The 14,134-nt window shown below is 68.8% G+C and carries 15 protein-coding genes; 9 read left to right on the forward strand and 6 right to left on the reverse strand.

Annotated features, from left to right (window positions below; translation table 11 throughout):
• Positions 1-174: 174 nt before the first annotated feature.
• The 3 genes from JYG32_RS11030 to JYG32_RS11040 form a co-directional block, all read right to left on the reverse strand.
• On the reverse strand, positions 175-756 hold the full coding sequence (locus JYG32_RS11030) for a YceI family protein (protein ID WP_174382415.1): 582 nt from the start codon (positions 754-756) through the stop codon (positions 175-177).
• 64 nt (positions 757-820) lie between these two features.
• On the reverse strand, positions 821-1,381 hold the full coding sequence (locus JYG32_RS11035; protein WP_213263571.1) for a YceI family protein: 561 nt from the start codon (positions 1,379-1,381) through the stop codon (positions 821-823).
• Positions 1,382-1,389: 8 nt separating this feature from the next.
• Positions 1,390-1,950: a cytochrome b gene (locus tag JYG32_RS11040; protein ID WP_174382417.1), complete on the reverse strand. Its 561-nt coding sequence runs from the start codon at positions 1,948-1,950 to the stop codon at positions 1,390-1,392.
• Between the two features lie 258 nt (positions 1,951-2,208).
• Between JYG32_RS11040 and JYG32_RS11045 the strand changes: the two genes are divergently transcribed.
• The 6 genes from JYG32_RS11045 to JYG32_RS11070 all read left to right on the forward strand — a co-directional run bounded on the left by JYG32_RS11045 (position 2,209) and on the right by JYG32_RS11070 (position 9,865).
• Complete coding sequence (locus JYG32_RS11045; RefSeq protein WP_213263572.1) at positions 2,209-2,874, forward strand: paraquat-inducible protein A; 666 nt, start codon at positions 2,209-2,211, stop codon at positions 2,872-2,874.
• Positions 2,871-3,500, forward strand: a complete 630-nt coding sequence (locus tag JYG32_RS11050) for a paraquat-inducible protein A (RefSeq protein WP_213263573.1) — start codon at positions 2,871-2,873, stop codon at positions 3,498-3,500. The genes JYG32_RS11045 and JYG32_RS11050 overlap by 4 nt, the downstream gene beginning before the upstream one ends.
• The gene (locus JYG32_RS11055) at positions 3,493-5,112 is read left to right on the forward strand and encodes an intermembrane transport protein PqiB (protein WP_174382420.1); all 1,620 of its coding nucleotides are present in this window, start codon (positions 3,493-3,495) and stop codon (positions 5,110-5,112) included. The genes JYG32_RS11050 and JYG32_RS11055 overlap by 8 nt, the downstream gene beginning before the upstream one ends.
• Positions 5,109-5,822: a PqiC family protein gene (locus JYG32_RS11060; protein WP_213263574.1), complete on the forward strand. Its 714-nt coding sequence runs from the start codon at positions 5,109-5,111 to the stop codon at positions 5,820-5,822. Before JYG32_RS11055 ends, JYG32_RS11060 begins: the two co-directional genes overlap by 4 nt.
• A gap of 461 nt (positions 5,823-6,283) precedes the next feature.
• The gene (locus JYG32_RS11065) at positions 6,284-8,407 is read left to right on the forward strand and encodes a site-specific recombinase (protein WP_213263575.1); all 2,124 of its coding nucleotides are present in this window, start codon (positions 6,284-6,286) and stop codon (positions 8,405-8,407) included.
• Positions 8,408-8,563: 156 nt separating this feature from the next.
• Complete coding sequence (locus JYG32_RS11070; RefSeq protein ID WP_213263576.1) at positions 8,564-9,865, forward strand: THUMP domain-containing class I SAM-dependent RNA methyltransferase; 1,302 nt, start codon at positions 8,564-8,566, stop codon at positions 9,863-9,865.
• Between the two features lie 58 nt (positions 9,866-9,923).
• On the opposite strand, the gene JYG32_RS11075 is transcribed toward JYG32_RS11070, so the two are convergent.
• Complete coding sequence (locus JYG32_RS11075) at positions 9,924-10,388, reverse strand: SRPBCC family protein (RefSeq protein ID WP_213263577.1); 465 nt, start codon at positions 10,386-10,388, stop codon at positions 9,924-9,926.
• The gene (locus tag JYG32_RS11080; protein ID WP_213263578.1) at positions 10,381-10,713 is read right to left on the reverse strand and encodes an ArsR/SmtB family transcription factor; all 333 of its coding nucleotides are present in this window, start codon (positions 10,711-10,713) and stop codon (positions 10,381-10,383) included. The genes JYG32_RS11075 and JYG32_RS11080 overlap by 8 nt, the downstream gene beginning before the upstream one ends.
• A 169-nt stretch (positions 10,714-10,882) precedes the next feature.
• On the opposite strand from JYG32_RS11080, the gene JYG32_RS11085 reads away from it, so the two are divergent.
• Entirely contained in the window at positions 10,883-11,287 is a 405-nt protein-coding gene (locus tag JYG32_RS11085; RefSeq protein ID WP_174384026.1) for a VOC family protein, read from the forward strand.
• Positions 11,288-11,360: 73 nt separating this feature from the next.
• Complete coding sequence (locus tag JYG32_RS11090) at positions 11,361-12,047, forward strand: helix-turn-helix transcriptional regulator (protein WP_034182756.1); 687 nt, start codon at positions 11,361-11,363, stop codon at positions 12,045-12,047.
• A 94-nt stretch (positions 12,048-12,141) separates the two neighbouring features.
• On the opposite strand, the gene JYG32_RS11095 is transcribed toward JYG32_RS11090, so the two are convergent.
• Positions 12,142-13,065, reverse strand: a complete 924-nt coding sequence (locus JYG32_RS11095; protein WP_213263579.1) for a carbon-nitrogen hydrolase family protein — start codon at positions 13,063-13,065, stop codon at positions 12,142-12,144.
• A gap of 80 nt (positions 13,066-13,145) precedes the next feature.
• Between JYG32_RS11095 and JYG32_RS11100 the strand changes: the two genes are divergently transcribed.
• The gene (locus JYG32_RS11100; RefSeq protein ID WP_174384028.1) at positions 13,146-14,066 is read left to right on the forward strand and encodes a LysR family transcriptional regulator; all 921 of its coding nucleotides are present in this window, start codon (positions 13,146-13,148) and stop codon (positions 14,064-14,066) included.
• The last annotated feature ends 68 nt before the right edge of the window (positions 14,067-14,134 follow it).

Here is a 14,134-nt window from a genome sequence, read left to right on the forward strand (position 1 = left end):
GCACGTTCTGTTCGAGGCGGCCGCGACCACGCTCGCGCCGTCGGCCCGCCCGGCGCCTCGAGCGGCGCCCGGGCGATTATAGGCGCGCAAAAAAAACCGCCGCGCCCCCGGCAACGGGAACGCGGCGGTTCGCACGCGACGGGCCGGCCGCAGCGGCAGGCCCGGCCGGCGGCGTTACTGCTGCTTGACGGCTTCGGCCGAGATCAGCAGCTTCGTCTTCATCTTGAAGCCGTACTGCTTGCCGTAGTCGAGGCCGAAATCGTCGCGGCTGAATTCGCCGACCGCGTCGACGCCGCACACTTCACGCTTGAGCATCGGGTGCGGCATGCACTTGAACGAATCGATCTTCAGCGTCAGCGGCTTCGTGACGCCATGCAGCGTCAGGTTGCCGACCACCGACACCGGCTTGTCGCCGTCGAACTTGATCGTGCCCTTGTAGTTCGCCTGCGGGAACTTCGCGACATCGAAGAATTCGTTCGTCTGCAGGTGCTCGTCGAGCTTCGCGCTGCCCGTCTGGATCGACGCGACGTCGGTCGTCACGTCGACGGTGCCCGTCTTCGCCGCGCGGTCGAGCGTCACGGTGCCGCTCGACTTGTCGAACTTGCCGCGCCAGACCGACAGGCCGCCGAAGTGGTCGGCCTCGAAGCTCGGGTACGTGTGGCTCGGGTCGAACTGGTACGTCGCGCTGTCGGCGAATGCCGAGAACGACAGCGACGCGGCCAGCGCGCCTGCGGCGATCATCAGATGCTTTTTCAACTCTTTCTCCTTGGAACGGCGCCGCGCCCTCGCGCGGCATTCGGGTGACGCGATAGCCCGCCGCTTACTTCGTGGCGACGAGATGGAACTTGATCTGCACTTCGTCCGCGACGATCGACGTGTCCTTCCACTCGCCGGTGCCGACGTTGAACGCCGAACGCTTGATCGGCAGCACGCCGTCGAACGTCTGCGTCGCGCCGCTCTGCGCGACCGTGACGGGCACCGTGACGGTCTCGGACTTGCCCTTGATCGTCAGTTTGCCGGTCACGTTGTACTTGTTGCCGCCGACCGGCGCGATCGCCGACGACACGAACGTCGCCTGCGGATAGGTCTTCGCGTCGAACCAGTCCTTGCCCGCGACCTGGTCGTTGTACATCTTGTCGCCGAGGTCATAGCTCGCGACGTCGATCGTCATTTGCGCGCTGCCCTGCGCGGCCTTCGCCGGATCGAACTTCACCTGCGCGGAAAACTTCCTGAACGCCCCCTCGGTCGGCACGTTCATCTGCTTCGACACGGCGGACACCTTGCTCTTAGCGAGATCGACATCGGCGAGCGCCGCGCCCGACGCGACAAGTGCCACCGCGGCGAACGCGGTCAGCATGGAGCGGGAAAAAGACACTTTCATGGGATCCTTCATTTGGCAAAGGGAAGCATCCGCGACAGCAGGCCGTCGCGGTCCAACAACTGGTGCTTGAACGCCGCGAGCACGTGCAGCGACACGAGCGCAAGCAGAATGTAATTCAAAGACACGTGGAGTGTCTTGAAGGTTTCCTTGAGCACAGGATCGGGGTCGATCAGCCGCGGCAGCGGCACGATGCCGAGATAGACGACCGGGATGTTCGACGCCGAGCTGTACAGGTAGCCCGTCACCGGAATCACCAGCATCAGCACGTACAGCAGGATATGCACGCCGTGCGACGCCGCACGCTGCCACGCCGGCGTATCGCCCGGCAGCGGCGGCGGCACGTGCGTCGCGCGCCACAGCACGCGCACCACGGCCAGCGCGAACGCCGTCACGCCGATCCACTTGTGCCACGAGAAGTACTTCAGCTTCGTCGGCGTGAAGCCGGGGATGTCCGTCATCACCCAGCCGAGCGCGAAGCCGCTGACGATCAGCAGCGCGATCAGCCAGTGCAGCGCGATCGCGGTCTGCGTATAGCGTACCGGCCTGGCCGGCAGCGAATTCGATGCCATCTTGGATTCCTCAGTTCAGCGAACAGCTACGCCGGCCACGAGTCCGACGCATGTCAAGGGCGCCATGCTACCGCAACCTTTTGACCTGCGCGGACTCTGAGGACAGGCATGTCAGCCTGCTGCCCGCTTCCCGCCATGTTACCGATCGGTCACTCGACACGCGATCGTTGACACGCCGAAAAAGGCCTTTTGGTAAGATTGGCGCGGGTTCCGGCCCCGTCGACGCGCTCCCCCAGCCGTCGCACAACCGCTTTTTCCATGCAACGAAACGACCTGATTGCCTGTCACGAGTGCGACGCACTGTTGCACAAACCGCGCCTCGGCAGCCGCGAAATCGCGCGCTGTCCGCGCTGCGACGCACTGCTCTATCGCAACAGCGCCGCGCAAATCGAGCGGATCTGCGCGCTCGCGCTCGCGGCACTGATCACGTTCACGATCGCGCAGGCGTTCCCGATCCTCGAAATGGACGTGAACGGCAACCGCGTGCAGACGACGCTGATCGGCGCGATCGACTCGCTGTGGCGCCAGGACATGGCGATCGTCGGCGTGATGGTGTTCTGCTCGACCGTGCTGTTCCCGCTCGTCGAGATGGCCGCGCTGCTGTACCTGCTGCTGCCGATTCGGCGCGGCGTCGTGCCGCCCGGCTTCAACCTGGTGCTGCGCGCGATCGAGCTCGTGCGGCCATGGGGCATGATCGAGGTGTTCATGCTCGGGATCCTCGTGACGATCGTGAAGATGGTGAGCCTCGCACGTGTCGTTCCCGATGCCGCGCTGTTTGCGTTCGCCGCGCTCACGCTGATGATCGCCGTCGTGCTGATGTTCGATCCGCGCACGCTGTGGGACATCGCCGACGATCTGCGCGCCGCTCGCACGGGCGCGCAGCCCGACGACGCCGCGCCGCCGCCGGAAGCCGCCCGCCGATGACGACACCGACCGCCGCCCGCGAGGGCTACGCCAGTTGTCACACGTGCGGGCTCGTGCAGACGCTCGACCGGCCGCACGCGCACTGCGCGCGCTGCGGCAGCGCGCTGCATTTCCGCATCCCGAACAGCGTCATGCGCACGTGGGCGCTGCTGCTCGCCGCCGCGATCCTCTACATTCCGGCGAACCTGCTGCCGATCATGCGCACCGCGTCGATCGTCGGCTCGCAGGAAGACACGATCATGAGCGGCGTCATCTATTTCTGGGTGTCGGGCGACTGGCCGCTCGCCGTCGTCGTGTTCGTCGCGAGCATCCTCGTGCCGATGCTCAAGCTCGGCGTGCTGCTGATCCTCGTGATCAGCGCGCAGCGCCGCTCGCCGTGGCGGCCGCTGCAGCGCACGCGCCTGTTCCGGATCGTCGAGCGCATCGGCCGCTGGTCGATGCTCGACATCTTCGTCGTGACGCTGACCGTCGCGCTCGTCCATTTCCGCTCGCTCGCCGTCATCACGGCCGGCCCCGGCGCGCTCGCGTTCGGCTCGGTCGTGATCCTGACGATGCTCGCGTCGATGCAGTTCGATCCCCGCCTGATCTGGGATCCAGTCGAAAACTCAGGGAATCACCATGAATAGTCCGCAAGGCCCGCAGCACGACCAGCCCCGGCCGCCCGATCCGATGATCTCGACCAAAAGCGGCTGGCTGCCGTCGCTCGTCTGGCTCGTGCCGCTGATCGCCGCGCTGATCGGCATCGGCCTCGTGATCAAGTCCGTGCGCGAGCGCGGCCCGGAAATCACGATCAGCTTCCACAGCGCCGAAGGGCTCGAGCCCGGCAAGACCCAGGTCAAGTACAAGGACGTCGAGATCGGCATGGTCAAGACGATCAAGCTGTCGAAAGATCTGTCGCGCGTGCTCGTCCAGGTGCAGCTCAAGAAGGAAGCCGAGGACTTCGCGGTCAAGGGCTCGCGCTTCTGGATCGTGCGACCGCGCGTCGGTGCGACCGGCGTGTCGGGGCTCGGCACGCTGCTGTCCGGCGCATATATCGGCGTCGACGCCGGCCACGGGCAGGATACGCTGACCGACTTCACGGGCCTCGAGACACCGCCCGCCGTCACGGGCGACCAGAAAGGCACGCAGTACGTGCTGCGCGGCGATTCGCTCGGCTCGGTCGACATCGGCTCGCCCGTCTACTACCGCCGCGTGCAGGTCGGCCAGGTGGTCGGCTTCTCGCTCGACAAGGACGGCACGGGCGTCACGTTCAACGTGTTCGTCAATGCGCCGTACAACCAGTACGTCGGCGTGAATTCGCGCTGGTGGCAGGCCAGCGGCGTCGACCTGCGGCTCGATTCGAGCGGCCTGAAGCTGAACACGCAGTCGCTCGCGACGGTGATCCTCGGCGGTATCGCGTTCCAGACGCCGCCGAACCAGGGCAGCGGCGCGACGGCGCCGAACAACACGACGTTCCGCCTCGCCCCCGACGAGGGCGACGCGATGCGCGACCCGGACGGCCAGCCGCTGCAGGTCGTGATGAACTTCAACCAGTCGCTGCGCGGGCTCGCTGTCGGCGCGACGGTCGACTTCCGCGGCATCGTGCTCGGCGAAGTGACGAACATCGGCATCGACTACGATCCGAAGACGAAGAACTTCACGATGCCGGTGACGATGAACGTGTATCCGGAGCGCCTCGGCCGCCGCTTCCGCGAGACGATCGAGAGCAAGGGCGAACCGGCCCGCCGCGAAATCGTCGAGCGGCTCGTCCAGCACGGGCTGCGCGGCCAGTTGCGCACCGGCAACCTGCTGACGAGCCAGTTGTACGTCGCGCTCGACTTCTTCCCGAAGGCGCCGGTCGTGAAGATCGACACGGCGCGTCAGCCGCTCGAGCTGCCGACCGTGCCGAACACGCTCGACGAACTGCAGTTGCAGGTCGCCGATATCGCGAAGAAGCTCGACAAGGTGCCGTTCGACCAGATCGGCGCGAACCTGAACAGCGCGCTGTCGAACGCCGACAAGCTGTTCAAGCAGCTCGACACGCAGGTCGCGCCGGAAGCGCGCGACACGCTGTCGGCCGCGAAGCAGACCTTCTCGACCGCCGAAGCGACGCTGCAGCAGGATTCGCCGCTGCAGTCCGACGTGCGCGGCGCGCTGAAGGAACTCACGCGCACGCTGCAGTCGCTGAACGCGCTCGCCGACTATCTGGAGCGTCACCCCGAATCGCTGCTCAAGGGCAAGCCAGGAGATCAACAATGACGACACGCGTGAACGGTTTCGCGAGCGGCGCGGCTGCGGCCGTCGCCGCACTCGCGCTCGCCGCGTGCAGCTCGCCGCCCGCGCGGTTCTACACACTCAGCCCGGCCGACGCCGCGGCCCCGGTGCGCACCGCGCCGGCCAACCCGGCGTTCCTGATCGAGGTGCCGTCCGTCGGCGTGCCCGATCAGGTCGCGAAGAACCAGCTGGTCGTGCAGAAGAACGCCGCGCAGGTCGACGTGCTCGAACAGGAACGCTGGGCATCGCCGCCCGCGGACGAGATCCGCCGCGCGCTGTCCGACGATCTCGCCGCGCAGCTCGGCACGATCGACGTCGCGAATTCCGCGTACCCGCCCGGCGTGCCCGTGTATCGCGTCAGCGTGAACGTGCAGCGCTTCGAGTCGTGGCCCGGCAAGCGTGCCGCGGTCGACGCCGTGTGGAGCGTGCGCTCGCTCGGCACGCAGGCCGTGATGACGTGCCGCACGAGCGTCGCGGAACCGGTGGCCGACGGCTACGACGCGCTCGTCGCCGGCCACCGGCGCGCGCTCGACGTAGTCGCCACGCAGGCCGCGGCCGGCGTGCGCGCGATGGCCGCACGCCGCGGCACGGCACCCGCGGCCGGCAGCAAGACGGCCGCCGCGCCGGTCGTGCCGTGCCCGGCCAACCCGACGTCCGGCGGCGACGGCGGCGCGACGGGCAAGTCCGGCGCATAAGCGGGCAACGCACTGGCGAACGTTCGACGCAGCGTTCGTCGGCGCGGCTTCGTCCGGCGCGACACGCCCGCCGGCGATCGCCGGCGGCCCCTGTCGCAGCCGGCGTCGCACCGCCTTCATCGGCCGAACGGCCATTTGCATTGTTTGTCAAAATCGGCCGGAACCGGCGCCATCCAACGCGGTCGGCTTGCGTTTTCCCGCCTGATTGACGATCCTACGCACTTTCAGGCTCGCGCCGTTCGTCGTGCGCATCAGCCAGCGGTGCCGGGTCGCGTTCGGCCCGACCGCCGTGCCCCCGGCGCCCGCACGCGATCGGCGTGCACCGCAGCGGGGCAGCCGTACCGCGGGTCGCCGCGCAACGTCCGGCAACCTGCCCCGTCTCACCCGTTCTCCCCGGCGCCGTGCCGCGTTCCCGGCCGGCACCCCGAACCCGCCCGTCCAGGGCTTTCGCTATTCCGTTTATGTTTCGTTCCCTGACGACCCTGATCAAGAAGTGGCGCGCGTCGCGCAATGCCGGTCACCAGCTCGATGCGCTGCTCGCGCACGCCGACGCCGATGCGTCGTACGCCGAGCGCAGCGAATGGCTGATCGAGCTCGCGCACTGGCTGCGCCGCAACGGCACGATGCAGGCCGCGCAAGACGCGCCGGCCGAGCGCGACGCCGACGTGCGCGCATATCCGGCCCATGCACGGCTGCGCTACCTGTTCCACGTGCTCGATCGCAATCCCGCATGGAAGGCGCACGCGGCGCGGATCCTGCGCGGCATCCTGCGCGAATGCGACGGCATCTCGCTGCTGTGCGACGCCGGCATGCCCGTGCATTCGGGCTTCTTCGGCGCGCTGTTCGAGCGGATCGACTCGTCGCTGATCCCGCCCGCGCCAAACCGCCGCGAGCTGTCGGCGCTGTTCACGCTGATGTTCCCGGCACCCGAGGACGCGCAATGGATCGACGCGCTGCCCGACGACCTGCTCGCGCGCCTCGCCGAGCTGTTCTCGTTCGACGTCACCGACGAAGAGCGCCACGAGCCGGGCTCGTTCTCGCGCGACCTGCTGGCCGCGCTGCACAACCTGACCTGCCAGATCAGCTCGACCGGCCTGTCGCAGACGGTGCGCAGCCGGCTGTCCGACGACGACGCACGCAAGCCGCTCGAAACGCAGCCGTTCTACCGCCTCACGCGCGCGATGCTCGCGGTCGAGACCGCACACGCGGCCGTCGAGGACGGCGGCGACCCGAGCAAGCTGCTGCACGAGGTGAACTACTTGCGCGTGCTGCTCGACGAATGCCGGATCGCAGTCGACAACGTGTTCTCGCACCTGTACCAAAACGGCGTGTCGGTCGACATCGTGTTCCAGGTCGAACGGATGCGCATGCGTATCCTGCGCGCCGAAATGCTGCTGAACGCGTGGATGGCACGCGACGACCTGCACGGGATGGCACGCCTGACGGCCGAGCTGGTCGACGCGAACCAGAACAGCCAGAGCGTCACGCACCTCGTGCGCAGCAACTTCTCGCTGTTCGCGCGCAAGCTCGTCGAGACCAACGCGGACACCGGCGAGCACTACATCTCGCGCGGCCGCGCCGAGTACCTGAAGATGTTGCGGATGGCCGCGGGCGGCGGCCTCGTCACGGTCGTGACCGTGTGCGTGAAGTTCGCGATTACGGGCGCGCACCTGCAGTCGATGCTCGAAGGGCTGCTCGCGGGCGTCAACTACGCGGCCAGCTTCATGCTGATGCACTTCCTGCACTTCACGCTCGCGACCAAGCAGCCCGCGATGACCGCGCCGACGCTCGCGCGCGAACTCGACGACACCGGCCACGAGGAAGGCGTGAAGGCGTTCGTGTCGTCGGTGATCGCGCTGATTCGCACGCAGGCGGCCGCGATTTCCGGCAACGTGCTCGTCGTGCTGCCCGTGTGCCTGCTCGTGCAACTGTTCGCGGGCAACGTGCTGCACGCAAACCTGATCTCGCCGGAGAAGGCGCACGCGACGCTGCACTCATTCTCGCTGCTGGGCCCGACGCCGCTCTACGCGGCGCTGACGGGCGTGCTGCTGTGGACGTCGAGCCTGCTCGCTGGCTGGGCCGACAACTGGTTCGTGCTGCATCGGGTCGGCGACGCGCTCACGTACAACCGCCGGCTGCGCCTGACGCTCGGCGCGGCCGGCGCCGCGAAGCTCGCGCACTTCTGCCGGTCGAACGTCGCGGGCGTGGTCGCGAACGTCGGCCTCGGCCTGATGCTCGGCCTCGTTCCGGCGATCGTCACCGTGTTCATGTTCCCGTTCGAGGTGCGGCACGTGACGCTGTCGGCCGGCTCGATCGGGATCGCGCTCGGCGTGCTGGGCAAGGATGCGCTCGGGACGCCCGAGTTGTGGTGGGCCGGCGCCGGCGTGCTCAGCATGGCGATCCTCAACGTGCTCGTGAGCTTCGCGCTCGCGTTCACGATGGCCGTGCGCTCGCGCAGCCTGCGCCCGACCAAGGTGCGCGCGCTCGTCGCCGCGATCGTCCGCACGGTGCTGTCCAAGCCGTCCGCGCTGTTCTGGCCGGCCGGCGGCCAGGCCGCGCGCACCGGCCAGCCGGGCGCGCACTGAGCCCGCGGCGGCGCGGCGGTGCCCGGCCGGGTGCCGCCGCGCCGGCCGCCCGGCGAGCGAAAGCGGCCGCCGCGCCTGCGTCTGCCCGCCGAAACGCCGGCCCCGGTCGCCCGCGCCGCGTACAATAGTGGACTTTTGCACGTCCACTCCCGCCTTATGTCCTCGCCCACCCTGTACGAATTCTTCGCCCCCTGCCCGCGCGGCCTCGAAGCGGCGCTTGCCGCCGAGCTGGCCGAAATCGCCGGCCGCCACCTGAACGGTGCGCCGTTCACCGCGGGCGCGCAGGTGCCGGGCGGCGTCCATTTCAGCGGCGGCTGGGCCGCCGGCATGGCCGCGAACCTCCATTCGCGGATCGCGAGCCGGATCCTGCTGAAGATCGCGCACCGCGCGTACCGCAACGAGCAGGATGTCTATGCGCTCGCGCTCGAGCAGCCGTGGGAGCGCTGGTTCGCGGCGACGCAGACGCTGCGCGTCGACATCACCGCGATCAAGTCGCCGCTGAAGAGTCTCGAATTCGCGACGTTGCGCGTGAAGGACGCGATCTGCGACCGGATGCGCGACAAGACCGGCGCGCGCCCGAGCATCGACACGGGTGCGCCGGACGTGCGTGTGTTCGCGTTCCTGACGGCCAACGAGTGCACGCTGTACCTCGACACGTCGGGCGAGCCGCTGTTCAAGCGTGGCTGGCGTCTCGACAAGGGCGCGGCGCCGCTGCGCGAGAACCTCGCGGCCGGCATCCTGCGCCTGACGGGCTGGACGCCCGGCACGGCACTGTACGACCCGATGTGCGGCAGCGGCACGTTCCTCGCGGAAGCCGCGCAGATCGCGCTCGGCGTGGCGCCCGGCGTCGAACGCCGGTTCGGCTTCGAAAAGCTCAAGCAGTACGACATCACCGCGTGGCAGGGGCTGAAGGTCCCGGCACTGGACGCGAAGCGCGCGGCGCGCGGCAAGCGCGGCGACGCACTCGGCGTGTACGGCAGCGACATCTCCGGCGACATGCTCGAGAAGGCGCGCGCGAACCTCGAGCGCGCGGGCGTGCCGTCGGTGTGGCTCAAGCAGGTCGACGCACGCGGGATGACGCCGCCGTGCGACGGGCCGGGCATCATCCTGGCAAACCCGCCGTACGGCGAGCGGATCGAAGTGCGCGGCCGCAGCGCGCGCGGCGATGTGCGCGAGACGGGCCGCAACCGCGGCAACGACGACGCGTTCCGCCGCACGCACACCGACGCGCCGGACAGCGAGTTCTTCAACGCGCTCGGCGATGCGCTGAAGCAGCGCTTCACGGGCTGGCAGGCGTTCCTGCTGACGTCCGATCGTTCGCTGCCGGGCCAGTTGCGACTGCGCGAATCGGCGAAGACGCCGCTGTTCAACGGCGCGCTCGAATGCCGGCTGTTCCGCTTCGACCTGATCGCCGGCAGCGTGAAGGCACGCCCGGCCGCGCCGGAAGGCGACGCGTAAGCAACACCATCGCGCGGGGCCGCCATCGCGGCGCCCGCGCACTCCTCCCCGGCGCGGGTCAATGCTTCGACTTCGACCAGCGCCCCATCGTGAACGGCAGTGCGTGCCCCGTCTCGAGCAGCGTCTTCAGGCTCGACAGCACGACCGGCCACCCGCCGCGAATCCCGCGATCCATCTCCGAACCGGTCACGAGCCCGTCGTGCGTGACGGTCAGCTTCACGACGCCCTCGTGCGGCTCGACGAGATAGGTCACGCGCGATTCCTCACCTTCCCCTGACGGCGCACGCCACGTGACGACCAGCCGGTGCGGCGGATCGTTCTCGACCACTTCGCCGACGATGTCGACGCGCGACGGATCGTCGTAGTCCTGATGCTCCCATCGCGAGCCCGGCCGCCAGTCGGGCGACGCGTTGCGATGCCGCACCCAGTAGTCCTTCGTCAGTTCGGCATTGGTCAGCGCGTCGAACACGCGCTCGGGCGTCGCTGCGATGAACGTCACGTACACAAATGCGGGATTACCCATCGTCGTCTCCTGTATCGCGGGCCGCTTCCAGCCCGCGCTTGAGATCCGCCAGCGCCTGCAGGCGCTGACGCTCGAACTTGCCGATCCAGCGTTCCGCGATGTCGTGGATCGGCACCGGATTCAGGTAATGCAGCTTCTCCCTGCCGCGCCACGTCGTCGCGACAAGGTTCGCGGCCTCGAGCAGCGCAAGATGCTTGCTCACGGCCTGCCGGCTCATCGCGAGTCCGTCGCACAGCTCGGACAGAGTCTGGCCGCTTTTCGCATGCAGCAGGTCGAGCAACTGACGGCGCGTGGCATCGGCCAGCGCCTTGAAAACGAGATCCATGCCGCTCCCGGGACAATGGCTTTATTATGCAACCAAATAGTTGCATGTCAAGGGTGACAACACTACTGACAAGACGGTGTCAGCAGGCCGCGATCACACTGCAATTCCGGCGCAATGCAAGGCTGGTTTCCACACCGAACCCGAATAACAACGCAACAAGGAGCTCGTCATGACGTCCGCAACTGCCACCGCAACCCTGGAACGCGCGATCGCGTGGTTCGACATTCCGTCCCTCGATTTCGACCGCGCGATCCGCTTTTACGAAACCGTGCTGCAAACGACGCTGCAGCGCGAAGTCATCGGCGGCGTGCCGATGGCCACGTTCGATCACGAGGCGTCGAGCACGGGCGGCAGCATCGTGTTCGATCCGCAGCAGATGAAGCCGAGCGCGAACGGCGTGCTGGTCTACCTGAACGCCGGCGACTCGGTCGTCGCGGCGCTCGAACGCGCAAAGCGCGCCGGCGGCATCGTGCAGGGTTCGGTCGTCGAACTGCCGAACAACTACGGCTACATCGGCTACCTGATCGATACCGAGGGCAACCGGGTCGGCCTGCACGCGCCGAAATGCCATTGAGCGCACCGGCCATCGGGCCGGCGCGGCGCTATCATCGCGAAGTCCCCTTAGCCGTTGGAATCGAGGTGCTGCCATGACGCGCCGTGCCGACCGTCTGTTCCAGATCGCCGAGCTGCTGCGCGGGCGCCGTCTCACGACCGCGCAGCAGCTTGCCGACTGGCTGTCGGTGTCGCCGCGCACGGTCTATCGCGACGTGCGCGACCTGCAACTGTCAGGGGTGCCGATCGAAGGCGAAGCCGGCATCGGCTACCGGCTGAACCGCAACGCGAGCCTGCCGCCGCTCACGTTCACGGCCGAGGAGCTCGCGGCGCTCGCCACCGGCGCGCGCATGCTCGAGACCTGGGGCGGTGCGCGCTTCGCGAGCGGCGCCCGCTCGGCGCTCGCGAAGATCGCGTCGGCGATGCCGGCCGACAAGCGCACCGCGCTCGACCGCCTGCCCGTGTTCGCGCCGTCGTTCCACATCGACGAGACGTTTTGCGCGAAGGTCGACGCGATCCACCAGGCCATCGACACGCGCCACATCGTCAGCTTCGGCTACCGCGACCGGCTCGGCGCGCATTCGCAACGCCGCGTGTGGCCGCTCGGGCTCGTCTACTGGGGCGGGCGCTGGACGATCGGCGCGTGGTGCGAGCTGCGCGACGATTTCCGCACCTTCGACATCGCGCGGATGGGCGACATCACCGTGCACGAGCAGTTTCCGGACATGGAAGGACGGCGGATCGCCGACTACATGCGGATCGCGGAAGCGCCGATGCGCTGACGCGGCACGACGGCGGGCGCGCACCGCGTGCGGCTGCGCGCTGCCGTCGCCGTTCATTCCCCGGGCCGCCGCGCGGCGCCCGGCCCGCCTGTCCCTACGCGCCGAACACCACCGGCCGCTTCGGCCGCTCGTCGACATGCAGCGAAAACACGTCGGCCCGCGCATAGTGGCCGACGACGTCGAAGTCATAGCGCGCACGCACGAGCTCGTCGGTATCGATGCGCGCGGTCACGAGGCCGGCCTCGCCGATCAGCGGCTCCGTCAGCAGGTCGCCGAGCGGCCCGACGATCACGCTGCCGCCGCGGATCAGCGGCCGCTCGGGATCCCAGCCCGGCACGTCGATGCCGAGCGCGCGCGGCGACGGCTGCACCTGGCATGCGCTCACGACGAAGCAGCGCCCCTCGTGCGCGATGTGCCGCATCGAGCTTTGCCACAGATCGCGCTCGTCGACGGTCGGCGCACACCAGATCTGCACGCCTTTCGCGTACATCGCGCAGCGCAGCAGCGGCATGTGGTTCTCCCAGCAGATCGCGGCGCCCGCGCGTCCGGCGGCCGTGTCGACGACCGGCAGCGTCGAGCCGTCGCCCTGCCCCCAGATCAGCCGCTCGGTGCCGGTCGGCATCAGCTTGCGGTGCTTCGCGACGAGCCCGTCGCGCGGATCGAAAAACAGTGCCGTGCAGTACAGCGTGCTGCCGCCGCGCTCGATCACGCCGACCACGAGGCTCGCGCCCGTGCGCTGCGACAGCGCGACCAGCTCGTCGGTTTCAGGGCCCGGCACGTCGATCGCCTGCGCCGCGTAGCGCGCATACGCGTCGCGGCCCTCGGGCAGCCGGTAACCGAGCCGCGTGCCGAAGATCTCGCCTTTCGGATAGCCGCCGAGCACGGCCTCGGGCAGCACGACGAGCGACGCGCCGCTGTCGCGGATCGCGGTTTCGTAGCCGAGGATCGTGTCGAGCGTGGCGCGCGTGCCGGCGGGCGATGCGCCGATCTGCAGTGCGGCGATGACGGACGTGGACATGAGGGCGTCTCCGTTGAATGGGATGCCGCCATCTTTATCGATATGATGTCATCGATCAAATCGATAGAACGATAAGTGTCATGAATGCGGATGATATCGCCAGCCTCGACCTGAACCTGCTGAAGGTGTTCGAGGCGCTGTACGAGGAAGGCGGCGCGAGCCGCGCGGCGCTGCGGCTCGGCCTCACGCAGTCGGCCGTCAGCGCGGCGCTCGCGCGGCTGCGCGTGATCTACGCCGATCCGCTGTTCGTGCGCACCGGCCGCGGGCTCGCGCCGACGCCGCGCGCGGACGAACTGAAGCCGATCCTGTCCGACGCGCTCGACCGTTGCCGCGAAAGCCTCGCGATCGCGGCCGACGGCGGCGACCGCGTCGGCCGCACGATCTCGATCGGGCTGTCGGACGACTTCGAGATCGCGCTCGGCCGCGCCCTGATCGACGCGGTCGCGCGGCAAGCCGCGGGCATCCGGCTGATCTTCCGGCAGACGCACAGCGGCATCGCCGGCGACGCGCTGCTGCGGCACGGCGTCGATCTCGCGATCGCGTCGGGCGGGTTCTCGGCGAACGGGCTCAGCCGGCGCGCGGTCGCGACGGGCGGCTACGCATGCCTGATCGATCCGGCCGCCCGGGCACGGCCGCCGCGCACGCTCACGCTCGCCGATTTCCTGCGGCGCGACCACCTGCTCGTGTCGTCGGGCGGCGTGATCGGGATTGTCGACGAGGCGCTGGCCGCGCTCGGCCACAAGCGGCGCGTCGCGGCATCGACCACGCATTTCGCCGCGTTGCCGTACCTGCTCGCCGGCTCCGACGCGGTGGCGACGATTCCCGCGCACGCGGCGCGCGCGATCGCACGATCGGCGCCACTGCGCGCGCTTGCGTGCCCGGTCGAGCTGCCGCGCTATCCGGTGGAAATCGGCTGGCGCACGAGCACGCAGCGCGACCCGGCGATCGTGCGTGTGCGGGACACGATCGCCGCATGCATCGCGAACCTCGTCGCGCCATGAAAAAGGCCCGGCCGGCTTGCGCCGGTCGGGCCTGTCCGGTCGTGCCACCCGCCAATCGAAGCAGGCGG

This window comes from Burkholderia pyrrocinia (assembly GCF_018417535.1).
Taxonomy (GTDB): domain Bacteria; phylum Pseudomonadota; class Gammaproteobacteria; order Burkholderiales; family Burkholderiaceae; genus Burkholderia; species Burkholderia pyrrocinia_E.